Here is a 25,239-nt window from a genome sequence, read left to right on the forward strand (position 1 = left end):
GAGAGGAAGAACTTTCGATTCTTTTACTATGTGAAATAGCTGATGTTTCGCGTGCAGCTTACTATAAGTGGTTAAGTCGCAAGCCTTCTAACAGAGAAGTTGAAAATGAAGCCATTTTAAAGGACATTCATCTCCTTTACCAACAAGTAGATGGTATTTACGGCTATCGTCGTACAACGTTGACAATCAATCGTCAGCGAAAAGAAAATAATCAAACGATGGTTAACGAAAAGCGTATTTATCGTTTAATGCAGATTAGTGGATTGAAGTCTGTTATTCGTAGAAAGCGCAAGCCTTATCGTAAATCCCCAGCACATCATGTGGCGGAGAACGTATTAAATAGAGCATTTACATCGAAAAAGCCAAATGAAAAATGGTGTACAGATGTCACAGAGTTTAAGTATGGAAATGGGAAAAAAGCTTATTTAAGTGCAATTATCGATTTATATGATGGTTCAATTGTGAGTTATGTGTTAGGTCATTCGAATAATAATTCCCTTGTTTTCAAAACAATAAAATTAGCTATTCAATCATTACAATCAGGCGAACAGCCCTTAATACATAGTGATCGAGGTTTTCAATATACATCAAAGGAATTTAAGCGAATTGTGGAAACTGCCAATATGACACAGAGTATGTCCCGTATTGGTCGATGTATTGATAACGGACCAATTGAATCATTTTGGGGCACATTGAAGTGTGAGAAATATTATTTACATAAGTACGATTCATATGAAGAGTTAAAACTAGCGATTGATGATTATATTCATTTTTATAATTACGATCGTTATCAGAAAAGGTTAAGCGGCTTGAGTCCGTTAGAATTCAGGACTCAAGCCGCTTAATACATTTTTTATTATTTCCACTGTCTACTTGACGGGGTGCAGTTCACATAATATGTCTGGTCTATTAATTTTAATAGGGTTGAAAGTTGTCATTCCAAGATAAGGAACTCTTTTTTACTCACACTTTATTTAAATTCTAATTCTCCATCATAAGCCAGCATGCCGCCTTCAAGGTTGGTTACATCAAATCCTTGTGCCTCTAAGTAAGCACACGCATTGGCAGAACGAGCCCCAGCCTTACATACAATAATATATGGCTTTTCTACATCTAATTCCTCTAAACGTTCAGGGATAGTTCCGAGTGCAATATGTTGAGCACCTGGGATCATGCCATGTGCTACTTCATCCTCTTCACGAACATCGATAATATATAGGTCCTCATTTGCATCTAACAGATCTAATAATTGTGTTGTTTCCATTGTTTTCATAAACTTTGTCCTCCAAAATATAAAATTCCACTATCATTATAGCTTGTAGCAAAAAAAACAGCCAGTGTGAGTACACTAACTGTTTAACAAACTTATTATACTTCTGTCTCTAAAAACTCAATTTGTTTTGCTGGTACGAATGTAGAAATGGCGTGCTTGTAGATTAGGTGCTGCTTATTTTCAGCATCAAGTAGTAATACTGTAAAATTATCATATGATTTCACAGTCCCTTTTAACTGAAATCCGTTTAACAGAAATACAGTTACAAAAACACTGTTTTTACGTAGTTGGTTCAAGAACGTATCTTGCAAATTGATTGATTTCATCAAATAGCCTCCCTACTAACTTTCTACCTCTTCATTCCTATAGTAGCATGTTCTACCAATTTATCAATTAGTAATTTTTAGAAATTTTTCTTATTTCTTATAATCGATCATCAGGCGTAATAAAATGGACATCCATTTTATTACGGAAATAAGTAAGCTGTCTTTTTGCATAGCGACGGGAATTTTGTTTTAAGCTATCAATGGCTTCCTCTAGGGTACATTTACCATCTAAATAATCATATAATTCTTTATACCCGATGGCTTGTATAGACTGCACACCACGGATATTTTGCTGCCATAATCCCTTCACCTCTTGCAGAAGACCATTTTCCATCATTAAATCAACACGACGATTAATACGGTCATATAGCACGTCACGAGACATGTTTTGACCTAACCCTAAAATAACATGTTGGTAAAGGGGTACTTCCCCTCGATTTTGCGCTTCAGCTGCTTTTGATACCCCGCTTAATTCCAGCATTTCTAATGCACGAATAACACGACGTGTATTGTTTGGATGGATTGTCTCCGCTGTTTGAGGGTCTAGTTGCTTTAATTTGTCATGCATTGCCTCAGGGCCAAGCTTTGCTAATTCCTCATAGTAGGCTTTTCGTGCTTCTTCATCTACTTTTTCATCAGTAAATTGGAAATCATAGAGGACAGCTTGTACATATAAGCCAGAGCCCCCTACTATTATAGGTAATTTTTGACGAGATTGAATTTCCGCGATCTTCGCACGTACTAATTTTTGATAATCTGCTACCGAAAAAGATTCTGTAGGCTCTAAAAAGCTTAGTAAATGATGAGGAACGCCCTCCATCTCTTCTTCGGTAATTTTAGCTGTCCCAATATCGAGCCCTTTATAAACTTGCATGGAATCACCATTAATGACTTCACCGTTATATTTTTTGGCTAGTTCAATGCTTAATGCCGTTTTACCAGAGGCAGTCGGCCCCACTATTGCTACGACCTCTGCCTGCTGCAGTTTAGTTTCTATCATATTTTTCTAACCACCGTAATAAAACTTGAAAGACCGCTTCTTGATTGTCTTCATTTAAAATTTCATGTCGTTTATCCTCGAATAAATAAACCGTTACATCCTCTACACCCACTGCTGCTAACTGTTCAGCAACTTTGTAAACGCCTAGCCCCTGTTCACCAACTGGATCTTTACTGCCACTAATCAAGAGAATAGGGAGGCCTTTTCTTACTTTTGCTAATTCTTTTTTACGATTTAGTGTGGCAAAGCCAGTTGTCAAATCCACGAAAAATTGATTCGTTGGAATAAAGCCACAATAGGGATCATCGATATACCTTTGCACCTCTTGTTGTACTGAACATAACCAATCATAGGCAGTCTTCGGATTGGAAAATTGCTTATTAAAGCTACCAAAGCTCAATTGATTTAACAGCTTACTTTCAGTTTCTTTTCCTAGTCCCTTAGCTAAAGCCTTAGCTACTAGATTTCCTACAGCATGCAAGGCTGTCACATTTCCAGTGCCACAGAGAATAACATTGTCTACTTGCTCTCCATATAATTGAATATAGCGTCTAGTAATGAAGGAACCCATACTATGGCCAAAGAGAATAAATGGTACATTAGCGTATGGTACGTGAAGTTGTGTAATCACTTCATGAGCATCTTTTACAACACGCTCAAAGCCGTTTTCTTCAGCAAAAAAGCCCAATGTCCCATTATATGCTGCCGTTTCACCATGCCCACGGTGATCGTGCATCGTCACAACATAGCCTGCTGCGTTAAGTGTTTTTGCAAAGGTTAAATAGCGACCGCTGTGCTCTGCCATGCCATGCAAAATGTGAATATGTCCAATACATGGCGTTGAAGGCTCCAATGTTCGAGTGAAGACAAATTGTTCATCCGACATTTGAATATAACGCTCCATCCCTTACTCCCCTTCTTTCACAAAATTTGTTGCATCGTTAATGGCTTGCTCTAATTCAGCAATATACCTATTTTTTTGTTCCTCCGTATAATTTAAACGTTGTTGCATCACTTGAATCACTTGCTGTTTATAAAGCTTTACTGCTTCAATATCGAAGTATAATAAACCAGTCCGACGAATAAAGAAGTCGCTTGGTGTATAGACCATTTCGGCTTCAATGCCATACAGTAGCATCGCATGTAAGGCAAGAGGCATTGTACTGCCATGTTCATGTAAAAATTTCACGCGATCGAATAAGGCATCTACATTCGTGCCATACTTTTGTACGAGATGCTTGGCTTCGTCATAATTTAAGCCATACTGTACGCCTTCTCGTGCTTTATAGGCAATATAGTCAGGGAAATTAATAGCGTTGATTCCCTTTGCACCAGAAAGTGCTAGCTCACGTGTTAAACAGGCACTTGCATGCTTGTAGCGACGGGCCTTCACAATTTTATCCACAATCGTTTCAGCCATTTGGCGATAGCCCGTTAGCTTTCCACCCGCAATCGTCATTAAACCACTTGGCGCTGTCCAAATTTCATCTTTCCTTGAAATTTCTGATGGATCCTTGCCTTTTTCATAAATCAGAGGTCGGACCCCTGCCCAAGAGGATTCAATTGTGTCTCTTGTGATAGTAGCAGTTGGAAAGATCTTTTTTGCAGCCTCCATTAGATAATCCACATCTTGCTGTGTTGCCACTGGATGTACAGGATTACCTTCATAGACAGTATCCGTAGTCCCTACATAGGTTTTGCCATCTCGTGGAATGGCAAAGGCCATACGACCATCAGCAATATCAAAATAAACAGCTTGCTTTAGCGGAAAATCCTTTTGTTTGAAGACAATATGAACGCCCTTTGTTAGACGTAATTGCTTGTTATCTGCTACTTTATCTTTTTGTCGTACGTCATCAACCCAAGGACCTGTTGCATTCACAATTTGGGCGGCATGGACATTGAGCATTTTCCCTGTCACATGATCCCTCACTTTAATGCCAACAAGCTTTTTCTTTTCGTAGATAAATTCCGTCATTTCAGCATAATTGAGGCAAAGCGCTCCATATTCTACAGCCTTTTTTAATACTTCAATTGTTAGGCGGGCATCATCTGTACGGTATTCTACATAATAGCCACCGCCGACTAAGCCCTCTTGATTGAGTAAAGGCTCTAATGCCAAGGTTTCCTGAGCATTTAACATCGTTCTACGTTCATGTTTTTTGACACCTGCCAAGCGGTCATAGACCTTTAATGCCATAGATGTTGTGAAGGGACCGAGTGAACCCTTTTTATATAATGGTAATAGCATTTTTTCAGGCGTTGTGACATGTACAGCATTATCATAAACAATTTCACGCTCTCGCCCTACTTCGGCTACAACTCCTACATCAAATTGCTTTAAATAACGTAAACCACCGTGAATCAATTTGGTTGAACGGCTCGACGTACCAGCTGAAAAATCCTGCATATCAATTAATGCAACAGAAAGGCCTCTTGATGCGGCATCTAATGCAATTCCTGCACCTGTAATACCGCCACCAATTACTAATACGTCAAAGCTATAGTGCTCTAGATAATATAAAATTTTTGGTCGCTGCTCAAATGAAAACATACCTTTCTCCCCCAATAGCTATGATTTAAAAATTCGTGTTGCCTCTACAGCCTTCTGCCATCCTGTGTACAGAGCTGTGGCTTGTTCTTCATCCATGTGAGGTTGATAGGTTTCCCCACTCACCCATAATGCCGATAAAGCCTCTTGGTTTGGCCAGAAGCTTGTCGCCAGCCCCGCTAAATAGGCTGCACCGAGTGCTGTTGACTCATTCAATTTTGCTAGCTCTACTTGTAGCTGTAAAACATCACTTTGGAACTGCATTAAAAATTGATTTTTGACAGCTCCACCATCTACACGCAGTACTTCAATCGGAGTACCTGCTGCTTCTTCCATTGCGTCTAGTACATCTTTCGTTTGATAGGCTAATGATTCTAGTGTTGCTCGAATAAAATGTTCTTTTGATGTTCCACGTGTTAACCCAAAAATTGCGCCACGTGCATCTGTATCCCAGTAAGGCGTACCTAGCCCAACAAAGGCAGGGACAACATAAACCCCATCGGTATGATCTACTTTTCTAGCATAGGTTTCAGAATCCTCTGCTGTACGGATCATCCTTAGTCCATCGCGTAGCCATTGAATAGCTGATCCTGCTACGAAAACGCTACCTTCCAATGCATAGGTCACTTTCCCATCTATTCCCCACGCAATGGTTGTCAATAAACCATTTTCTGATGTCACTGCCTGCTTTCCTGTATTTAATAGCATAAAGCAGCCAGTGCCATACGTGTTTTTAGCCATTCCTTTGCTAAAACAAGTTTGTCCAAAAAGTGCGGCTTGCTGATCACCCGCAATCCCAGCTATCGGAATTTTTTCTCCAAAAAATATACTTGGAGCCGTTTCTGTATATATTTCTGATGAATTTCTCACTTCTGGAAGCATGGAAATTGGGATAGCTAAAAGCTCACAAAGTTCCTCATCCCACTTCAATTCATGAATATTGTAGAGCATTGTTCGAGCTGCATTTGAGTAATCGGTCACATGAGCCTTTCCCTTTGATAATCGCCAAACAATCCACGAATCAATCGTCCCAAATAATAAATCGCCATTGTCTGCCTTTTCACGAGCACCTTCAACATTATCTAAGATCCATTTAATTTTTGTCGCTGAAAAATAAGCATCTAAGCGAAGCCCTGTCTTTTGCTGAAAATGTTCTTCATGTCCTTGTTCTTTTAAGGTATTCACAATGTCCTGTGTTTGGCGTGATTGCCAGACAATCGCATTGTAAATCGGCTGACCTGTGTGTTTATCCCACACCACTGTTGTTTCGCGCTGATTGGTAATACCAATCGCATGAACCTCACTTGCTTCATGGCCACTTTCGGTTAATACTGCCGCAATAACGGACAAGATAGAACCCCATATTTCATTGGCATTATGCTCTACCCAGCCAGCCTTTGGAAAAATTTGTTGAAATTCTTTTTGTGCTACATGAACAATTTGACCTTTTTTATCAAATAAAATGGCTCTTGAACTTGTCGTTCCTTGATCAATCGCTAAAATAAATTCGCCCATCCATTTTCCCCCTCTTCCTTACATAACCCGTTTGAACATTTTTTCCACTTCATATGATGTAAAGTGAATAAGCACTGGACGTCCGTGTGGGCATGTAAATGGATTATCTGCATTGCGTAAATCACGCAGCAATGTTTCCATTTGCTCTTTTGTTAAATAATGATTGGCTTTGATTGACTTTTTACAGCTCATCATAATCGCGGCTGCCTCACGTAGTTTTTTGATATCAGCCTTTTTAGTTGTCAGCACCTGTTCAATTAAATCCTCAATGATTTCCTGTTCCTCCCCTTGTGGGAACCAACTCGGATGCTCACGTACAACAAAAGATGACTGTCCAAATTCCTCTAAAAACACGCCTACAGCTTCTAATTCATGCCTGTGTTCTCGTAAGATCAGTGCTTCATCGGCTGCATAATGGAATGTTAGTGGTAACAATAATGCCTGACGTTCATGAGGATTAACTTGACCGACTTTTTCACGGAAGAATTCGTATTTAATGCGTTCCTGAGCAGCATGCTGATCAATTAAATAAAAACCATCCTCCATTTGCGCGACAATGTATGTGCCATGTATTTGCCCCACTACTTCGAGTTCAGGAAAGGGTTCCTTTGTAGGCATTTCTTCCAATATTTCCGACTGTGCAGCTATTGTTACTTCATCAATTGTTTCAGCCTCTATTTGTGGTGTAAGCTGCCAACTTTCATCTCGAACCGTAGAAATAGGCTTAGGCTCAACTATCTGTTCAAGATTGTTTTCTTGAATGGTTTGGACATCATATAATTTTTCTACGATGGCATTCATTTTCTCCACATCAATCTTTGGAGCAGGCTTCCATATGTTTAATTGTTCAGTAGCTGGTTTAACTATTTTTTCTTTCTTTTCCATTTGTGGAACTCGAATAATGTTGCGTATTGTTTCACGAATGGTTTCCTCTATTAACTTCAAAAGCTCAGCCTCTTTACTTAAACGAATTTGATGTTTTGCAGGATGCACATTCACGTCTGTTAAGTAAGGATCACCCTCTATATATAGAACAACTATTGGGAAGCGCTCGATAGGTAAATACGTATGGTAAGCATCTACAATAGCCTTTTGTACTAAATAATGCTTGACCCAACGACCATTGACAAATAGAGTCATATAATTTTTAGAAGCACGTGTTACCTCTGGTAAGGATGCAAAGCCAGAAATTCGATAATCATGTGACTCGCCTTGGAATGGCACCATTTTCTTGGCATTATGTATTCCATAAATAGCTGCAAGCACTTGTTGTACATCTCCTCGGCCATTTGTTTGCAGTAATTGTTGACCATTATGCAATAATCTGAATGCTATTTGTGGGTTACCAAGTGCGAGGCGATTCATCAGGTCTATTGTATGCCCAAGTTCGGTTTGAATGGTTTTCATATATTTTAAACGGGCGGGTGTATTAAAGAATAGCTGGGAGACTGTTAAATCAGTCCCTTTACGCAACGGACCAGGTTTATGAGTGAGGATATGTCCACCTTCAAGGTCTAAATGTGTTCCGGATTCACCATTTGATGTAATCAATGTCATTTTAGAAACAGAGGCAATGGATGCTAGAGCCTCACCACGGAAGCCAAGTGTTCGAATACGAAATAAATCATGTTCCTGATGAATTTTACTAGTAGCATGACGAGAGAATGACATTAGTGCATCCTCTTCATCCATACCGCTACCATTATCTATTACTTGAATGGAAGTGAGACCTGCTTCTAGTAAAAAAACATCAATGGACGTACTCCCAGCATCAATAGCATTTTCCACTAGCTCTTTGACAACAGAGGCTGGCCTTTCTACTACCTCTCCTGCTGCGATTTTATTGGATAGCCATTCGTCCATAATTTGTATGTTTCCCACTAACGTATCACTCCTTTATTTTTTAGCGTTCACTAGTTCTTGCTGTAGCTCATATAAAATATTCATTGCCTGCATCGGTGAAGTACCTAGAATATTTACCTTTTCCAATTTCTTTAGCACCATTGTCTCGGCTGGGGAAATCGGTTCCTCCTCTGCAAATAAAGACATCTGTACTGGTTGTTCAGCTATCACCTGTGTTTCGGCAACTACTTCTTTCCCTGCCTCAAAGTTCTCAAGTAATACACGTGCTCTAGCTAAAATTTCCTCAGGTAATTGAGCAAGCTGTGCCACATGTATACCATAGGATTTATCAGCCGCTCCTTTTTTCACCTTATGCAGGAAAACGACCGTACCATTTTTTTCAGTGGCTGAAACATGCACATTTTGTAAGCGTGGCAAATCCTTTTCAAGTGCTGTCAATTCATGATAGTGCGTAGAAAATAACGTATTGGCCCCAATTTTATCATGAATATATTCCATCATCGATTGTGCCAAACTCATTCCATCATATGTCGATGTTCCACGTCCAATTTCATCAAATAGCATCAAGCTATTTTTTGTTGCATGCGTAATTGCATGTTGCGATTCAAGCATCTCCACCATAAATGTAGATTGCCCTGCCGCTAAATCATCAGCCGCTCCTATCCTAGTAAAAATTTGATCAGTAATCGGCAGCTTCGCTTTTTCAGCGGGTACATAGCAGCCCATTTGTGCCATAACAACAATTAATGCAACTTGGCGCATATAAGTACTTTTACCTGACATATTCGGCCCTGTAATAAGCATCATATTGTTCTGCTCTTCTAGCACACAATCGTTTGGTACATACATTTGCTTGTTCAGCATTTTTTCAACGACAGGATGGCGTCCTTCTATAATTTCTAGGGCACGTCCACCATGAAATTGCGGTTTCGTAAAGCGATATTTTTCTGAGACACTTGCAAAGCTTAGTAAAACATCCAATTCACTAATGTTTGCTGCCAGTGCTTGGACACGCGGAATATAAGCCTTTAATACATCACGAATTTCTACAAACAGGTTGTACTCCAATGTTAAGCTTTCTTCTTCAGCATTTAAAATCAATGCTTCTTTTTCTTTTAGTTCCTGTGTAATATAGCGTTCCGCATTCGCCAGTGTTTGTTTGCGCTCATAGCGTGTTAAATCTGCTAAATGAATATTTGATTTTGTAATTTCTATATAGTAACCAAAAATGCGATTATAGCCTATTTTTAAATTTTTAATGCCCGTTTTCACACGCTCTTCTTGTTCAAGTTGGGCAATCCAATCCTTACCATTACGAGCAGCATAGCGAAGTTCGTCTAAGCGTTCATTATAGCCGTCACGGATAACATCCCCTTCTTTAATGGTAATAGGGGGATTATCTGTAATCGCTTTTGCTAATAATGCCTCGACATCTGAGCATGTATCAAGCTCCGCACCTAATTGTTGTAATGTTTCTTTATTTGACCCCATCAACTGCTGTTGAATAGTTGGCACTTGGCGTAAAGAATCACGCAATTGGGCTAAATCTCGTCCACCCACATTGCCAAAAGCAACACGACCAGCCAAACGCTCTAAATCATATACTTGTTTTAAGGATGCTTGAAGCTCTGTTCGTACAAAATATTCTTCCAACAAATCCGTAACAATCGCTAGTCTAGCCTCTATTGCTGAACGTGTGGCAAGCGGTTGGTGTAGCCATTGCTTTAATTTTCGTCCACCCATCGCTGTCACGGTGTCATCTAATAGCCATAAGAGGGTACCTTTTTGATCGCCACCACGAATCGATTGAATCAGCTCTAAATTGCGCTTTGAGCTAGAATCAATGCGTAAATAATTTTTAATTTCATTAAATGTGAATGCCTGAATATGTGATAAAGATCTCATTTGCGTTTGGTCGATATAAGCTAACAATCGAAGACATGCAATTTGTAACGGTTTTGGTACAGCTTCTAGATAACTTGCTGCTTTGTCCATGGGCATTTCATTCACTTCAATTGAAAGTACGATACCAGCATTGACGGCATGCTCTGCTAATAATAGCTGCAAACTATCCGTTACAATCAGCTCTCGAATTCCGTAAGCCTGCATTTGCATTAATAAGGCTTTGCCATCGCCTTCAATAGAAGATGCTACTGCCTCACCTGTGGATAAATCTAAATAAGCATAGCCAAATGTTGTGTCATCTAATTGCTCTGCCGCTCCAATAAAATGATTAGATTTACCATCAAGAGCCTTTCCTTCCATAATTGTTCCTGGTGTGATAAGCTGAACCACTTCACGTTTGACCACACCTTTTGCTTGCTTTGGATCTTCTGTTTGTTCACAAATAGCCACTTTATAGCCTTTTTGCACAAGTGTTTCAATATAATTTTTAGCCGAATGATGCGGCACACCGCACATTGGTATTCGTTCTTTTGCGCCTGCATCTCGGCTTGTTAATGTAATTTCTAAAATTTGTGAGGCATTGATTGCGTCCTCAAAAAACATTTCATAAAAGTCACCTAATCTAAAAAATAAAAAGGCATCTTTGTAATCTTCCTTTACCTGTAGATACTGTTGCATCATTGGTGTATATGTTGTCATATCACTATTTACCTCGCTCTTGCCTTATAGATATATTTATTATAACAAAAGATACATGCGAAACGCTTCATTCACCTTTTTTAAGATGCTAGCATTTCGCATGTATCAAAAAATGATGTTTTTTAGACTTATCTTGGTCGTTCATCAGGAAACGATGAAGACTCTAACACATACCTGCCTTCTCCTTCAGAACTTGAAGAGGAGCTAGAACTAGAGCTTGATGAGGATGAAGATGAACTTTCATCATTAAGGCTCCAATCTTCTTCATAGTCTAGTGGATGGACACTAATACAAATTGTTGTTTCACCCATTACCTCAACAACTACTTCACGTTCCACTACAATTTCAAACTTTGTACCACATGGAGAGATAATCGCTTCAATACAATTTGGTTCTTGTATCACACGTACACGAACATCATCACCAACGCTAATTTCACCGTCTCGATAGTGAAGCTTCACTTTGTCTTTATAGTGAATCGTTTCAGAAAACACAGCTGTTTTCGAATGATTACTATAGGCATACCAAACATTGACATCAAATTTCCCTGTTACTTCTACAAATTTCCCGACTCTTTTTGCAGAGCAAGTGTGATTGATTACCCAGCACCCTAAAATACTTGTCGGTTTATTTGTTGGTGATAATGTTACACGTTCTTCCGTTCTCTTCTTCCCTTTGGCAACTACTGCTTTCGTCACGATTTGTCGTAAACGTTTCAGCGCAATTCCTCCTTCGACTCTTTTCACTCCATCATATGCAGGTAGCGCCCATTGGGTGAACATATATTTTTAGAGAATGAAATGGATCATTTAAAACTTTTCGATGAGAGGTCTATTATAGCAGCTGAATGCTTCAATAGAAGAAGACGTAAAAAAAGCTCGAATGACAGCATTCGAGCTTTGATTTCTATAATCTTTTAAGAGCAGCTACCTGGTTGAGTATTTTCTACGTATGAACCCGTTTCACCACGAAGCACATCGCCACCAGTTGAGCGAATAATTTCATTTGTAACATTATTTGCAATTGTATTTGAAACAAGTTGCAATAAATCATTTACATCGCCTTGTGATTCTTTAAATTGTTGCACAACAGGGATGGCATTAATTTCTTCCTCGATTTTAGCAATTTTATCTTCAATCATTTTTAGAGCTTTTTCTTTTCCTAAGTGTTGGAAATTAACCGCTTGTTTTTGTAAGCTTTTTAAGCTTGCAATACGTTCACGTACTTGTTGATTTTCGTTAATTTGCGCTTCTGCCTTTTTGAAAAATTCAACCTCTGGCGTATTTGCAATCATATGTGCAATTTCATGTGATTTTTTAATTAAATCTTCTTTTGTATATAAGACTTGTGTCATTTATGCTTCCACCTTTTCATTTTTTACGACTTCCAAAAATTCACCAGTAAGTGAATAGGATGTAGTCTCTGTTATTTTTACTTTCACTAATTGACCAATTACTTCTGCTGGTGCTTTGAAGTTAACTAAACGATTCTTCCTCGTATAGCCCGCTAACACATCGTCGCGTCGTTTACTTGTGCCTTCAACTAATACTTCGACAACCTGACCATTTAAACGCTCTAATGCTTTGCGAGAGTATTCACCCACCACTTCATTTAAACGTTGAAGACGCTCTTTTTTCACCTCTTCAGGTACATTGTCAATCATTTTTGCAGCTGGTGTACCTTCACGTGGCGAATAAATATACGTAAACGCTGCGTCAAAGCCCACTTCACGGTATAAGGACAATGTTTCCTCAAACTGCTCCTCTGTTTCATTTGGATAGCCAACGATAATATCTGTTGTTAAGGTTACTTCAGGTATTGCCGCTTTAATTCTATCCACTAAACCAAGGAAATGCTCGCGTGTATATTTACGCGCCATAATTTTTAGCACGTCATTCGAGCCAGATTGTACTGGTAAGTGAATATGCTCCACTAAGTTGCCACGCTTTGCAAGAACTTCGATTAAATGATCATCAAAGTCACGTGGATGACTCGTTGTAAATCGAATACGCGGAATATCGATCTTTCTTAATTCATCCATTAAATCGCCAAGACGATAATCAATATCCTCAAAATCTTTGCCGTAAGCGTTGACATTTTGTCCTAATAACATAATTTCTTTGTAGCCCGCTGCTGCTAGCTCACGAACTTCAGCAATGATTTCCTCTGGTCGGCGACTGCGCTCTTTACCACGTGTATAGGGAACGATACAATACGTACAGAATTTATCGCAGCCATACATAATATTAACCCAAGCTTTAATGGAGCCAAGACGTTTCTTCGGCAGATTTTCAATGACATCGCCTTCTTTAGACCAAACCTCTATGACCATTTCTTTAGACATGTAGGCTTCTTTTAAAATGTTTGGCAGACGATGAATATTGTGTGTACCAAACACCATATCGACGTGTGGATAGCTTCTTAAAATTTTATTAACCACAGATTCCTCTTGCGACATACAGCCACAAACCCCTATTAGCATCTCAGGGTTTTTTCGTTTATATTTCAGCAGGAAACCAAGTTCTCCAAATACTTTGTTTTCTGCATTTTCACGAATAGCACATGTATTTAGCAAGACAACGTCAGCCTCTTCAATCACCTCTGTTGGTGTGTAGCCTAGCTGCATAAAAATTCCGGCCATTACTTCTGTGTCATGCTCATTCATTTGGCAGCCATAAGTACGAATATAGAAGGTGCGACCTTTGCCCATTCCTGCGAACTCTTCTGCAATGCTAAAATCCTTATGATACTTCACATCTTCTTTCCCACGTTTTTTAGCATCTTTTAAGGATGGAGCTGTAAAGACCCTCTCAAAATATTTACTATAATCCTTTTCAGGCTTGTCTTCTTTTTTTGGTTGATTGACTTGTTGATTAGCTAAGCGTTGTTCCTCATTCATCGCAATCAGGTAACTCCTTTCAAACGAAATCCATGCACTTGAATTCCCATTTTATTATTATACTGAATAGTTGATACTTCCTACAAGGTTTGCGCCTCAAATGTCGAGGTTTCGACTTAATTATATGAAGCTAGGCGTAATTATCCATCAGCTCTGGCGTTCTATCCTGAAAGTTTTAATGACCTATCCATCAGTTCACATTTGCTATCTATTGCTCTTGTTAAAATACTTGCTGTATTTTACCTGTAAATATGAATGATACAATTTCAGCTTTATCCAGCGCTTTATATTCATATCTTCTTTATATAGTAATGCATCCGTGTATTGCCCTTCTTTCATTAATCGCTTTGCTTCTATTTTTAATTTTTCATTCTTCATGTATTTAAATAGCGTTTTTGAAGGAAGTAGTGACCATACATGCTTCGTCTGGACATATGTTCGTTCATGATTAATCTGGAATAAATAATCATCCACCACATATTGCATTAAATTATACCCGCTTGCGGTCACATAGTAGCTTGAAGCCCCTGCTCGCAAATTCATTTCAAATAGCTTATATTTCCCGTCCCTGGCATCGTATTTCATATCAAAATTAGCAAAGCCCGTATAGCCGATGTCCTCTAAAAAATGCCGAATGGATTCCATTAGCTGTTCATCATAATCGGTCATAACAGCTAAAGAAATACCTTTGTTTTGTGGAGATGGATCTTCGAGTAGTTTATTGCTTACACACATTAATTTTACTTTTCGATCCCTTCCTACATATACATCTAGAACACGGATATAGGAATCGTCGCCTGGAATAAATTCTTGAACGATTAAGGTGTCTTGATAGCTAGAACGATAAATACAGCGAATGATGTGCTGCATCTCATCTGCATCATATACTATATATATTTTTTTCTTTTCAGGAAAGGAACAGTTCGTATAGGTCACGGTATTGGAGGGTTTAATAATAATGGGATACTGGATTGGAATTTCTCTATTTAGATGATGTTCCTTTTTTATAATGATGGTTTTGGGGTATTCTAACTGATATTTATCACAAAGCTGGTAGAACTTCTCCTTTGTTTGGACAATTTTTAGTAAAGCCTGATCAATGTAAGGTAAAATAAAGTACTTTTCAAGCTGCTCTTTATTTTCAATGATAAGCTCTGCATAATAGCAGTCACAAACTAATAAAATCAATTTCTTTTGTTGGCACTGCATAGATAATCCCACTAGAGCTTGTACAAAACGGGTAGGATCATCTAAATGTTCAACATATTGAAAATCCAGAATACTGCTATTCTGTGTGGCAATTCCTTGAGAGCCTCCCAAAAGGAGTGAGCGCATCGTTCTCCCTTTTTTTGCTGGCTCAATGACAAGACTTTTCATGCGGTAGGCTGCATAAAATGAGCGGGCTACCCCATATGCATGCTGACCCGATTGTATAATAATGGGTAAAAAGGGTTGTTCTTTAATGAATGTCAATTTGACTCGCCTCACATTATAAATATGAATTTAATCATTTGTATGCGAGTTAAATTGTACTTATGTAATACGAATAAAAGGCACTACATTGAAGCTTTAGTGCCCTTTTCTCAACCTATAACGTCATCATTTTTTTTACTCGCTGTTCAAAGGAGACAATGGCTTCAACGCCATAACCCTTTAGTAGCTCTAAATTAGCAAATGTATATTTACCTAAATCATCTGGGAAATGTGCATCCGAGGATACAGTAAAAGCAACTCCATGCTCAAGTAAGGTTTGTAAAAAACGGGGACCCGGGCACATTTCCTGTACTGGGTAACGATAATACAGGCCGGCATTGATTTCAGTGGCGGTTTCAGTAGACGTTAGTGCCTTTGCAATACGTTTATACCAAACTTCAAGAAACGCACGATTCTCCACCTGATAATTAAATACTTTAAAATTATCTAAATGGGCAACAAAATCAAACATATTGGAAAGAATCATTTTCTCTACTACTTTAAAAAAACGCTCATAATTTTGTTGTAAAGAAGGTTGATCCATTTGCTCAAAAAGATATTGTGTTTGCGGATTATCAAAGCCCCATCCATCAACAAAATGAACAGAACCAATTACATAATCCCAAGGATAACCTGCTAGTAAAGCCGTTAATTCCTCCTCTCCACCAACAAAATAATCCGCCTCTATACCAAGTCTCAGTGTAATGCCATGTTGACGCCATTTTTCCTTTGCCTGCTGAATGGTTGTTACAAAAGCATCCATATTTTCTGTCATCACACGATCTAGCCAATAGCGCTGGATTTTTCCAATTTCACTATCATCCAGCCTCATAAAGCGCTCAAAATAAGCACGCGTTTCTTGAAAACGATATAAGTGATCGACAATCCCTACCTCACGTAAGCCAAGCTGCTTTGCCTGTTCGAGATATAAATCCAACCATTCCTCACTATAACAGCCATTTTTCACGCGCTGTGCCAGCCGCTGTAGATGACAAGTTATTTGTTGTTTGGAGCCTTTTTCCGTTTCATCTTCCGAATGAAAAAACTCCAGTGCTTGCGATGTACGCTCTAGCCAGCGAAATGAATAAGGTCCCTCTTCTAAATGTACATGATAATCAATTGTCATCAGCTCTTCCCTCCATTACATATCGTCCATTTTTCCTCATAAGCCTGCCATTCTAATGGACAAGTGCTTTCGCAAAGAATTTCTGTACATTCATCAAGATGACAGATTTGAAAAAATGATTTGCCATTGATTTTGGATGCATCGGCTAATAAATAACTCACTTTGCTATGCTTGAGCATTTTCTTTGAAATAAGAGATTCATCCAAATCGTAATCATAAACAATGCCCTCACTCATACCACCGCACGATAAAAAGGCCTTATCAAAATTCATATTATCTAGCATTTCTAACGTCATAGCACCTGCCACAGAAGATTGTTTTGGATTCGCCGTGCCCCCTAGTAATATGACCTTGCCTGTCATGCGTCGTTCCTCTATGGCTAAATTAAATTGAATAGCTGCTGCAATTGAATTCGTTACAACCGTTATATCTTCCACAGCTAGTAAAAAATCGGCTATATGTACTGTTGTAGTACCTGTATCTACTGCAATAGTATCGCCATCGCAAATGCGTTTTGCTGCAATACGAGCAATTTGTCTCTTTGCGTCCTTGTGCATTTGTAGCTTGCGTAAAAATACCGGTTCATTACGTACATTCGTATATTTAATAGCCCCACCATGAACTCTTGATAATAAATGCTGTTGCTCTAATTCATCAAAATCTCGGCGAATTGTTTCTGGTGCTACCTGAAGGGCATCAGCAATATTGGCAACAATAATTTTCCCTTCAGAATCTAATTGTTTTAAAATAAAATCAAATCTTTCCAGTTTAGCGTAAGTCATGATAGCGCAATCACATCTTCTTGTGCGACATAACATTTATAGGATTTTCCCATTTCAATCGAATACCCTTGTTGATGCAGTTGTTCCATTGCAAACGCCATTTCTCCTTCAAATGTAGTACGAATAATATTGCCGCTCATTAATGATTGTTTGGCAACCCCAGAGAGACATAAGTCTCCATCTCGTTGATCGAGATGTAATGCCTCAGGGCGTATTGCAAATTTCGTGGATTGCTCTATTAAAGATGCTCCAAGCATTTTTTCTAAAGTTTGGCGTGGAAAAACATTATAATGACCGATAAAATTAGCAATAAATTCATTATTTGGTCTCATATAGATTTCCGTTGGCGTACCGTTTTGGGCAATGCTTCCATTATTCATGACAAATATTCTATCCGAAACAGCCATTGCCTCCTCCTGATCATGCGTAACTAGAATCATTGTCATATTTAATTTTCGTTGAATTGCTCGTAAATCTGCTTGAAGTTTTTTGCGAATTTGAGCATCAAGCGCACTAAGTGGTTCATCTAATAGCAGTACTTTAGGACGGACAATTAATGCACGAGCTAGAGCAACACGCTGCTGTTGACCTCCAGATAATTCTTTTGGGTAAGCATTGGCTTTCTCACTTAAATGAACTAGCGCTAACATTTCATGTACGCGCTGCTCTATATCTGCCTTATTAACTTTTTGCATACGCAAACCAAAAGCAACATTTTCGAGCACCGTCATATTAGGAAAAAGTGCATAGGATTGAAAGACCATACCCACTTGACGATCCTTCGGTTGTACGCCACTCATATTTTTTCCTTCAATCAAAATCTTACCTGCCGATGCATCTGTTAAGCCTGCAACAATACGCAAAATCGTACTCTTTCCACAGCCACTAGGACCTAATAGTGTGATAAATTCTCCTTTTTGAATTTCCATATGAATATTGGTTAAAACAGATACTTGTCCATATTTTTTATGAAGCCCTTCAATAACAAGATAACTCATAGATTTGTAGCACCTTTCGATCGTTTCGTTACGATAGCAATGACGAATGTTAAAAGACCCATTAGTACGAGATAGATGAAAACAACAGCACTAGCAATATGTCCACTTGTGCTAAGCTTTTTCATTAAATAAATTTGTACGGTTTCAAAACGAGAACCTACAACAAGATTAATTAGGACAAACTCACCAAATAAGACAGAGAAGGATAACAATGCCCCCGCAAATAAGCCTGGATAAACAGTAGGCAGTAAAATTTTTGTGAATGCCTGCCTTTTTGATGCGCCTAGCAATTGAGCCGCGTCAAGTAGCTGCCTCGCATCTAAATTTCTTAAACTATTTCGTGTACCTTGATAGATATAAGGAAGAATCCCCACAACATAGGCACCTAACACAACAAATATCATCGGTATACCTATTTGGCTATATACGCGTATAAGCCCTACAGCTAAAATGATGCCTGGAAAAGAATACACCATCACCACTGCCATCTGTATCCATTTTTCGTATCTTGGAAAGTATAGGACGATGACGAAAATGGCTGGCACAATGACAAGGAGTGCGATACTAACTGCCCCCCCTGCTAAAAATACTGAACGGCCAAATGCCTGAATAAAATCGGTATCCTGAAACAAAGTGGAAAGCCATTTTAGTGTGAGTCCTTCTGGCAATATCGTTTTATTCCATTTTGTTGCAAATGCATAGAGCATTGTTGCTAACACTGGTAATAGTAAATATCCCACGAGCAGAAGGAAAAAGAAATCAGCCAAACCACGCTTTTTCATTTTACTTTCCTCCTTGTTTTAGAGATGCTCCACTCACTGATCAGCATGGCCGTCACCATTGTCACTGCTAATATAACTGCAATGGCGCTGGCTAGCTCTGGCTGAGCAAAAATATCACCTTTTATTAAGGAGCCGATACGAATCGCCACTAAATTATAATTACTGCTTGTTAATGCATAAGCAGAGGCATACGCGCCCATTGCATTGGCAAACAATACACTAAAGGTTCCCACAATCCCCGGGAGCATAACAGGGAGACCAATTTTCATCCAAAACTGCCAGCCAGATGCCCCAAGAAGGGCTGCCGCCTCCTTCCACTGTTGCTGAATTCCATCATAAATGGGATATAGCAGCATTAGAGATAATGGCAGCTGAAAGTAAATGTAAATAAGTAACAAACCGCTCCAACTGTATAATGAAAAGGATGTCAACACATCAATATCCCATTTGTCAAATAACAGTGTAAATAAACCACTATTGCCAAGTAAAACAATAAAAGCAAATGCTAGCGGAATACCTGAAAAATTGGAGGTTAAGTTCGTAAGTATTAAAATCTTCTCTCGTACTGGCTCTGAAAAGTTCATCATGGCATAAACTGCAAACATGGTGATAAGTAACGCAATCATAGCTGAGATAACAGATAATGTAATACTATTTTTAAAACCTTGAAGAATGTAGTCGTTCGTAAAAATTGATTCATACTGCTTCAGTGTAAAGCCCTCACTATTTTGAAAGCTGGTAATGAGCATATATAGGAGCGGTACTAAGAAAAACAATAATAGTAATACAAGAAAAGGCGAAAGCCAAGCAATGGATTGCCGCTTCGATATCAACACACTCACTTCTTTCTATAAATGACTTGCGGCTTATGGGGATAATAGCCGCTCCTTAGAATAAGAGCGACTACTATTTATTTAAACCTCTTTTGCTGTAAACACACCTTCTAACAGGAGTGGCACCATATCTTCAGCAGGCTTGATATTTAATAAATGACAGCACAGTGGTGCAACTTGTAATTGAGAAATAATGCCTTCTTTTATACCTGCCTTTACAGCATCTGAAATGACAAATAGTGGGACATGACGATCCTCATGCGTTGTGCCGCCATGATTACCATCTCTTGTCATGCCATGATCAGCCGTAACGATAACCTCATAGCCCAGCGCCATACACTTTGGAATAAACAATGACAGTAAAGCATCCATCGCTAAAACTCGATTGCGATATTGAGCAGAATCTGCCGTAAATTTGTGACCATCATCATCAACATTCATTGGATGAATATACAGGAAATCAGGCTGCTTTTGAGCCATTAACCATGCTGCATCAGCAAATACATGACTATCTGGATAATGATCCTCAAAATAGAACATACCGTTGTCAATTGGTAATTGTGTATCGAGTTGTAGCCTGTCCTCCATATGATTAAATGGCGCTCTATTATAAAGTTCACTCACCCAATAATAAGCGGAGGCTGCTGTAGTTAAACCATGCTCCTTTGCGATATGAAAGACACTTTGCCCTTTCGATAAACGCACTGTCATATTGCTGGTAACACCATGTACAATAGGGGGTGTACCTGTTAAAATCGTCTCATACAATGGTCTTGATAAAGACGGCACCTCTGAGCAAACCTTATAGCGAGCAGCTACCTGACGCTCGACTAAATGATGCAAGAACCCCATATGTGTGCAGGCTGTGTCAAAGCGCAATGCATCGATAACAATGAGAACCACTTTGTTATTTTGCATGGATTAACACCTGCTCTTGATAGAGTTGAGGGATTTGCTTTGTTGTATCTTCCCATGTCTTTTGATCTTTTACAGGTTGTGCATTCGTATACATATCAGCGGGTAATAGTAAATCTTTTACATCCTGTGGTAATTTTACTCCGTCTCGAATTGGACGCGCATAGCCTTTTGCTAAATTTTCTTGACCTGCATCAGATAAAATATATTCACGTGCGAGCATGGCAGCATGTGGGTTTTTGGCATATTTATTAATTACCGTTGCATAACCAGAAGTGACAGATCCCTCTTTAGGTATCACTACATCAAAGCGGTCCTCATCAATTTGATGACGATAACCTAATGCATTAAAGTCCCATAAGATCGCTACATCTATTTCACCTTTTTCTAGGTTCGCTACTGATGGATCTCCCTGTAGACGTCCTTGCTTCGCTAATTCTGCAAAGAAATCTATACCTGGTTGGATGTTTGACTCATCTCCACCAAATGCCATAGCCGCTGCTAAGATGGCAAACTGTGCTTGGTTAGCTGTTAATGCATCTCCAATACTGACTGTGTAATCTCCATTTTTTAGATCTTCCCATGATGTTGGAGCATTCTTCACATTATTTTTATCTGTCAAGAAAGAAATGGTTCCTGTATAGCCAACAATCCAGTGTCCTTCATCATCTTTAGCCCATTCAGGTATTTCATCCCAATAAGACGTTTTGTATGGTAATGTTAAGCCCTTGTCCTTAGCGATTGGTCCAAAAGCAATCCCGACATCTCCAATATCTGCGGTAGCATCATCCTTCTCTGCTTCAAACTTCGTTAACTCCTCGGCACTCGACATGTCCGTATCCTTGTGTTTGATACTATATTCGGTCCCAAGTTCCTCCCAGGTTTCCACCCAGTTCGCCCATGTATCTGGCATACCGACAGAATTAACAGTGCCCTCTTCCTTTGCTTTTTCTGTAATGTCCTCAAGCGATAAGTCCTTTTTTACCTCATTTGCACTAGATGAACTGTCAGAACAAGCTGCCAACATGGAAATAGCTAATGCACCAATTAGACCTTTTTTCCACAGTTTTTGAATTGCCATGTGTTGGACCCTCCATTTGTTTTGCTTTATTTTTATTTGCTTACAAACGTTATGTTACAAAACAAACATTAAGCAAGTATGGAGTTGTTAAGAATATTTAGTAAAAATTATTGAGGAATTATAAAAATCTATGAATTTAATGAATAAATATAGTAGGCTTGTAAAGCTAGCGAGGGTAGATACGGAAAAACCTAAGTATGTGTACATTTGCTTTACAGACGTACACATACTTAGGTTATTTGGAGAGACCTAAAAAATCAGCATAGGTATGCGGCTCATTTTCCTTGAGAATTGTTAAAAATGTAAATGCCAATTGCACAACTGACCACCATCTCATATTGTAGGACATTTCAAAACGAGGGGGCTCTAATGAAAAGACATCTTGAAAAATATCTAACGGTTCTATTTGCTCATCCTTTAAAATGGATAGAAAGCCAAGAAATAACGTATGATCTTTAACCTCAATCAATTTGTCCTCTACAAGAGCATCAATATTTTCAGGGTGTTGAAAATTACATTGTGTAGCTACATAACGTTCTAAATCCTGAGCACGCTTTCGGTCTTCACGTTCCTTTTTTTTTGCAATAAAATCAATGACGTTATTCACGTACATCGCCTCTTTTTTTCTTTTATTGTAGCATTTTTTATAGAAACATTGCCCGAAATAGCCCTTTATCCATTCCATTTAAATGGTTTGTTTTTTATTAAATTCCTCTAAAAAAGTAGTCAATTTGTGAAATTCCACAGAGAAGACATCTTGCATTCCAAAATATCCTTCTTTTTCATCTATAATAGTGGCAAACTTTTTATAAAGACGGTGAATATAGCCATGATGGCGATAAGCATAAAATTGGACTTCTTTCACTTCTGGGTGTTCTTCTAATATATGTTTTAGCATTTGTAGAAAACCCTTAACAAAGGATCGACTATTTTGATATTCTTTCTTTAGTAGTGCGCAATCAATAAAAACGATATGTTTATTTTTAAATTGATCTTCTCTTACACCCAATGTATAGCTTGCTGCAGCAAATACTTCCTGCTGTGTATTTTGAAAGAGGAGCAGATTTGTTTCCTCTATCATGACATATAAACTACCAAGTGTATCTAAAATCGGATACATATCGTCAAATATATTTCTATTTTGCAAAAAGAAAACAGCGAATTTTTCATAATCCTTATCAGTCTTACACTGCACTATTTCCATTCATCTTCCCCCTTATTTAATTACCCACTCACCATTCACTAAAATCGCTTCGGCAGTACCGTCCTCTCGTATTCCATTCACCTGTAAGTTTTGTGAGCCTATCATAAAATCAATATGGATCATACTATTATTTATGTTTTCTAGGTTTGCACCATCTTCTTTCAAGCCTGAAGTATAGGCTTGCCCAATGGCTAAATGACTGGATGCATTCTCATCAAATAAATTATGATAAAATAGTAGATTGCTCGCAGAGATTGCAGAATCATGAGGAACCAATGCAACCTCACCTATATATCTAGCACCCTCGTCTTTTTGAAGAATATTTTGTAATGCATCCATCCCTTTTTCTGCAAAGAAATCAATAATTTCACCATCTTTAAATGTAAGTGTAAATTGATCAATGATCTGCCCTTCATAAACTAATGGCTTTGTATTTTTGACTATTCCATTTACTCCTTTTTTGAGTGGTGTCGTATAAATTTCTTCAGTCGGCATATTACAAATAAATGAGCTTCCCTTGTCATTCATTTCTAAGCCATTAACCCAACGATGATTTTGTGGTAGCTCTATTTTTAAATTTGTCTCTTCGCTAATGAAATGTAAATAACGGAAATACTTTACATTCAATAATGCGGCCCTTTTATTTAATATATTAATATGCTCTTCCCAGGCTTGTAGTGGGCTCTCTTCATTTAATTTAAGTATTTCAAAAAACTTTTCCCATAATTCCTCAAGAGCATTTTTGGGCTCTAAGTCAGGGAAAATAGATGCTGCCCATTGCTCCGTCGGATAAACAATAACAGTCCAACTAACTTGCATTTTAATCAATTTTTCGGTAAAAGAACGAAAAGCAAGTGCAGAAGCATACTCTGCTTTTTCTACCTTAACAGGGTCTATTCCCTCCATATTTTGCAGGTGGGGTGAAATAATATAAAGAAAAGCGGCACCACTACTCGCCATTTCTTCATACCCCTTCACAAGCCAATCTGGTGTATAGGTTAAGCCTTGCTCTGTCATATATTCATATTCAATACGAGCAAGCTCTTCATCAATCCACTTTATATAAACATAATGTGCACCATTGAGATAGGCATGTCGGCAAACCCTTCGAACAAAATCGGCAGCAGCCATTGAGGCAGAAATCACTAAAGTCTGTCCTTGTTGAATATTAATCCCTACTTTTATGACCAATTCCGCGTACTGCTCTAACTTAGTTTCAAAAGTTTTCATTTTAAATTTAACTCCCTATTCAAATAATTTATTGAACACGCCAATGTATTTTTTTACTGATTAATAGATAAGAAAAACAGGAAAAAATGAGTAAGATTAGAACATCTATGAATGTAGAATTGGTCCATCCAACAGTTAGCATACCGTGTAATACATTCGCTACATATGTTGTTGGTAACACGTAGGAAATCCACTGCAGAACGATGGGAAGGTCTTTCAGTTCAATCATAACAGGTGTTAAGAAAGTAACAAACATCAACAAAAATTGCGCTACAATATTTGTAAATTGAGGATTTGGAGATAAAAACCCCATTAATACACCAATGCCTACTACACTAAAAATCGCCAATAAAGCGACTGGTAGTAGAAGCCACTCAAAATGAAGATTGACCCCATAAATTTGCTGACCAAACGTAAATACAATAATAAACGAAGGTAAGGAAGTTAAAATACCATAAAACAACAAAGATAAAATAAAATTAACCTTTCGAATGGGAAGGGATGAGTAATATGTAAAATAGCCCCCAAATTTTTGATACGAGATATCCTGCCCTAGAATATTCATCCCCATTAATAGAATACTAAAAATCATATTACCGATAATTAATCGTGCCAATTGTTCAGAGCTAGATTCACCCAGTAAAAATTCGAGAAACACTAAAGTAACTATTGGAAAAATGGAAGACATTGCAATAATCCATAATAATTGATGCCTTACGATGGCTATTTGTATACGAAATAAAATAAGTAATTCAACAAAGAATTGACTAAAGGCATTCATTAA

At 38.3% G+C, this 25,239-nt stretch carries 24 protein-coding genes; 1 reads left to right on the top strand and 23 read right to left on the bottom strand.

Annotated features, from left to right (window positions below; genetic code table 11):
* A partial coding sequence (locus HCH28_RS19130) for an IS3 family transposase (RefSeq protein WP_221682698.1) occupies nt 1-845 on the top strand: 845 nt, incomplete at its 5' end.
* A gap of 125 nt (nt 846-970) precedes the next feature.
* Here the strand turns inward: HCH28_RS19130 and HCH28_RS19135 are convergent.
* From HCH28_RS19135 to HCH28_RS19245, 23 genes are all read right to left on the bottom strand, one after another.
* The gene (locus HCH28_RS19135) at nt 971-1,273 is read right to left on the bottom strand and encodes a rhodanese-like domain-containing protein (protein ID WP_009371183.1); all 303 of its coding nucleotides are present in this window, start codon (nt 1,271-1,273) and stop codon (nt 971-973) included.
* 95 nt (nt 1,274-1,368) lie between these two features.
* On the bottom strand, nt 1,369-1,599 hold the full coding sequence (gene hfq, locus HCH28_RS19140) for an RNA chaperone Hfq (RefSeq protein ID WP_004225825.1): 231 nt from the start codon (nt 1,597-1,599) through the stop codon (nt 1,369-1,371).
* Between the two features lie 97 nt (nt 1,600-1,696).
* A complete protein-coding gene (gene miaA, locus HCH28_RS19145) occupies nt 1,697-2,599 on the bottom strand; it encodes a tRNA (adenosine(37)-N6)-dimethylallyltransferase MiaA (protein WP_255601689.1) in 903 nt (300 codons plus the stop codon).
* Nucleotides 2,586-3,503 (bottom strand): alpha/beta fold hydrolase, encoded by a 918-nt coding sequence (locus HCH28_RS19150; RefSeq protein WP_221682699.1) that lies wholly within the window; start codon nt 3,501-3,503, stop codon nt 2,586-2,588. Before HCH28_RS19150 ends, miaA begins: the two co-directional genes overlap by 14 nt.
* Before the next feature lie 3 nt (nt 3,504-3,506).
* The gene (locus HCH28_RS19155; RefSeq protein WP_221682700.1) at nt 3,507-5,153 is read right to left on the bottom strand and encodes a glycerol-3-phosphate dehydrogenase/oxidase; all 1,647 of its coding nucleotides are present in this window, start codon (nt 5,151-5,153) and stop codon (nt 3,507-3,509) included.
* Nucleotides 5,154-5,171: 18 nt separating this feature from the next.
* Nucleotides 5,172-6,665, bottom strand: coding sequence for a glycerol kinase GlpK (gene glpK / locus HCH28_RS19160; protein ID WP_221682701.1), 1,494 nt, complete (start codon nt 6,663-6,665; stop codon nt 5,172-5,174).
* A gap of 18 nt (nt 6,666-6,683) precedes the next feature.
* Complete coding sequence (mutL, locus tag HCH28_RS19165) at nt 6,684-8,546, bottom strand: DNA mismatch repair endonuclease MutL (protein WP_221682702.1); 1,863 nt, start codon at nt 8,544-8,546, stop codon at nt 6,684-6,686.
* Between the two features lie 15 nt (nt 8,547-8,561).
* On the bottom strand, nt 8,562-11,132 hold the full coding sequence (gene mutS / locus HCH28_RS19170; RefSeq protein ID WP_221682703.1) for a DNA mismatch repair protein MutS: 2,571 nt from the start codon (nt 11,130-11,132) through the stop codon (nt 8,562-8,564).
* Nucleotides 11,133-11,260: 128 nt separating this feature from the next.
* The gene (gene cotE, locus HCH28_RS19175) at nt 11,261-11,914 is read right to left on the bottom strand and encodes an outer spore coat protein CotE (RefSeq protein WP_221682704.1); all 654 of its coding nucleotides are present in this window, start codon (nt 11,912-11,914) and stop codon (nt 11,261-11,263) included.
* Between the two features lie 134 nt (nt 11,915-12,048).
* Nucleotides 12,049-12,486 (bottom strand): YlbF/YmcA family competence regulator, encoded by a 438-nt coding sequence (locus HCH28_RS19180; RefSeq protein WP_004225842.1) that lies wholly within the window; start codon nt 12,484-12,486, stop codon nt 12,049-12,051.
* Nucleotides 12,487-14,031, bottom strand: a complete 1,545-nt coding sequence (miaB, locus tag HCH28_RS19185) for a tRNA (N6-isopentenyl adenosine(37)-C2)-methylthiotransferase MiaB (RefSeq protein ID WP_221682705.1) — start codon at nt 14,029-14,031, stop codon at nt 12,487-12,489.
* Nucleotides 14,032-14,235: 204 nt separating this feature from the next.
* Complete coding sequence (locus HCH28_RS19190; RefSeq protein ID WP_221682706.1) at nt 14,236-15,504, bottom strand: carboxylate--amine ligase; 1,269 nt, start codon at nt 15,502-15,504, stop codon at nt 14,236-14,238.
* A gap of 115 nt (nt 15,505-15,619) precedes the next feature.
* Entirely contained in the window at nt 15,620-16,630 is a 1,011-nt protein-coding gene (locus tag HCH28_RS19195; protein WP_221682707.1) for a histidinol phosphate phosphatase domain-containing protein, read from the bottom strand.
* On the bottom strand, nt 16,630-17,412 hold the full coding sequence (locus tag HCH28_RS19200) for a DeoR/GlpR family DNA-binding transcription regulator (RefSeq protein ID WP_221682708.1): 783 nt from the start codon (nt 17,410-17,412) through the stop codon (nt 16,630-16,632). The genes HCH28_RS19195 and HCH28_RS19200 overlap by 1 nt, the downstream gene beginning before the upstream one ends.
* Nucleotides 17,409-18,410 (bottom strand): ABC transporter ATP-binding protein, encoded by a 1,002-nt coding sequence (locus HCH28_RS19205; RefSeq protein ID WP_221682709.1) that lies wholly within the window; start codon nt 18,408-18,410, stop codon nt 17,409-17,411. Before HCH28_RS19205 ends, HCH28_RS19200 begins: the two co-directional genes overlap by 4 nt.
* The gene (locus tag HCH28_RS19210; RefSeq protein ID WP_221682710.1) at nt 18,407-19,192 is read right to left on the bottom strand and encodes an ABC transporter permease; all 786 of its coding nucleotides are present in this window, start codon (nt 19,190-19,192) and stop codon (nt 18,407-18,409) included. Before HCH28_RS19210 ends, HCH28_RS19205 begins: the two co-directional genes overlap by 4 nt.
* Nucleotides 19,189-20,034: an ABC transporter permease gene (locus tag HCH28_RS19215; RefSeq protein WP_221682711.1), complete on the bottom strand. Its 846-nt coding sequence runs from the start codon at nt 20,032-20,034 to the stop codon at nt 19,189-19,191. Before HCH28_RS19215 ends, HCH28_RS19210 begins: the two co-directional genes overlap by 4 nt.
* A gap of 72 nt (nt 20,035-20,106) precedes the next feature.
* Nucleotides 20,107-20,943, bottom strand: a complete 837-nt coding sequence (locus tag HCH28_RS19220; protein ID WP_202341630.1) for an alkaline phosphatase family protein — start codon at nt 20,941-20,943, stop codon at nt 20,107-20,109.
* The gene (locus tag HCH28_RS19225) at nt 20,933-22,021 is read right to left on the bottom strand and encodes an ABC transporter substrate-binding protein (RefSeq protein ID WP_221682712.1); all 1,089 of its coding nucleotides are present in this window, start codon (nt 22,019-22,021) and stop codon (nt 20,933-20,935) included. Before HCH28_RS19225 ends, HCH28_RS19220 begins: the two co-directional genes overlap by 11 nt.
* A 235-nt stretch (nt 22,022-22,256) precedes the next feature.
* On the bottom strand, nt 22,257-22,634 hold the full coding sequence (locus tag HCH28_RS19230) for an ELKS/Rab6-interacting/CAST family protein (protein ID WP_255601691.1): 378 nt from the start codon (nt 22,632-22,634) through the stop codon (nt 22,257-22,259).
* Between the two features lie 72 nt (nt 22,635-22,706).
* Nucleotides 22,707-23,225 carry a hypothetical protein gene (locus tag HCH28_RS19235; protein ID WP_004225870.1) on the bottom strand — a complete coding sequence of 173 codons (519 nt, stop codon included), beginning with the start codon at nt 23,223-23,225 and terminating at the stop codon, nt 22,707-22,709.
* A 12-nt stretch (nt 23,226-23,237) separates the two neighbouring features.
* Nucleotides 23,238-24,455, bottom strand: a complete 1,218-nt coding sequence (locus HCH28_RS19240) for an aminopeptidase (RefSeq protein WP_221682714.1) — start codon at nt 24,453-24,455, stop codon at nt 23,238-23,240.
* Nucleotides 24,456-24,483: 28 nt separating this feature from the next.
* Nucleotides 24,484-25,236 carry an ABC transporter permease gene (locus HCH28_RS19245; protein WP_004225875.1) on the bottom strand — a complete coding sequence of 251 codons (753 nt, stop codon included), beginning with the start codon at nt 25,234-25,236 and terminating at the stop codon, nt 24,484-24,486.
* Nucleotides 25,237-25,239 lie beyond the last annotated feature (3 nt).

It is taken from the genome of Lysinibacillus sp. K60 (assembly GCF_019731275.1).
Classification (GTDB): domain Bacteria; phylum Bacillota; class Bacilli; order Bacillales_A; family Planococcaceae; genus Lysinibacillus; species Lysinibacillus capsici.

Bases quoted from the DNA above. Each gene is read 5' to 3' on its own strand.
- HCH28_RS19135 (WP_009371183.1), bottom strand. From the start codon at position 1,273: ATGAAAACAATGGAAACAACACAATTATTAGATCTGTTAGATGCAAAT.
- hfq (WP_004225825.1), bottom strand. From the start codon at position 1,599: ATGAAATCAATCAATTTGCAAGATACGTTCTTGAACCAACTACGTAAA.
- miaA (WP_255601689.1), bottom strand. From the start codon at position 2,599: ATGATAGAAACTAAACTGCAGCAGGCAGAGGTCGTAGCAATAGTGGGG.
- HCH28_RS19150 (WP_221682699.1), bottom strand. From the start codon at position 3,503: ATGGAGCGTTATATTCAAATGTCGGATGAACAATTTGTCTTCACTCGA.
- HCH28_RS19155 (WP_221682700.1), bottom strand. From the start codon at position 5,153: ATGTTTTCATTTGAGCAGCGACCAAAAATTTTATATTATCTAGAGCAC.
- glpK (WP_221682701.1), bottom strand. From the start codon at position 6,665: ATGGGCGAATTTATTTTAGCGATTGATCAAGGAACGACAAGTTCAAGA.
- mutS (WP_221682703.1), bottom strand. From the start codon at position 11,132: ATGACAACATATACACCAATGATGCAACAGTATCTACAGGTAAAGGAA.
- cotE (WP_221682704.1), bottom strand. From the start codon at position 11,914: ATGTTCACCCAATGGGCGCTACCTGCATATGATGGAGTGAAAAGAGTC.
- HCH28_RS19180 (WP_004225842.1), bottom strand. From the start codon at position 12,486: ATGACACAAGTCTTATATACAAAAGAAGATTTAATTAAAAAATCACAT.
- miaB (WP_221682705.1), bottom strand. From the start codon at position 14,031: ATGAATGAGGAACAACGCTTAGCTAATCAACAAGTCAATCAACCAAAA.
- HCH28_RS19195 (WP_221682707.1), bottom strand. From the start codon at position 16,630: ATGACAATTGATTATCATGTACATTTAGAAGAGGGACCTTATTCATTT.
- HCH28_RS19200 (WP_221682708.1), bottom strand. From the start codon at position 17,412: ATGACTTACGCTAAACTGGAAAGATTTGATTTTATTTTAAAACAATTA.
- HCH28_RS19205 (WP_221682709.1), bottom strand. From the start codon at position 18,410: ATGAGTTATCTTGTTATTGAAGGGCTTCATAAAAAATATGGACAAGTA.
- HCH28_RS19210 (WP_221682710.1), bottom strand. From the start codon at position 19,192: ATGAAAAAGCGTGGTTTGGCTGATTTCTTTTTCCTTCTGCTCGTGGGA.
- HCH28_RS19220 (WP_202341630.1), bottom strand. From the start codon at position 20,943: ATGCAAAATAACAAAGTGGTTCTCATTGTTATCGATGCATTGCGCTTT.
- HCH28_RS19225 (WP_221682712.1), bottom strand. From the start codon at position 22,021: ATGGCAATTCAAAAACTGTGGAAAAAAGGTCTAATTGGTGCATTAGCT.
- HCH28_RS19230 (WP_255601691.1), bottom strand. From the start codon at position 22,634: ATGTACGTGAATAACGTCATTGATTTTATTGCAAAAAAAAAGGAACGT.
- HCH28_RS19235 (WP_004225870.1), bottom strand. From the start codon at position 23,225: ATGGAAATAGTGCAGTGTAAGACTGATAAGGATTATGAAAAATTCGCT.
- HCH28_RS19240 (WP_221682714.1), bottom strand. From the start codon at position 24,455: ATGAAAACTTTTGAAACTAAGTTAGAGCAGTACGCGGAATTGGTCATA.
- HCH28_RS19245 (WP_004225875.1), bottom strand. From the start codon at position 25,236: ATGAATGCCTTTAGTCAATTCTTTGTTGAATTACTTATTTTATTTCGT.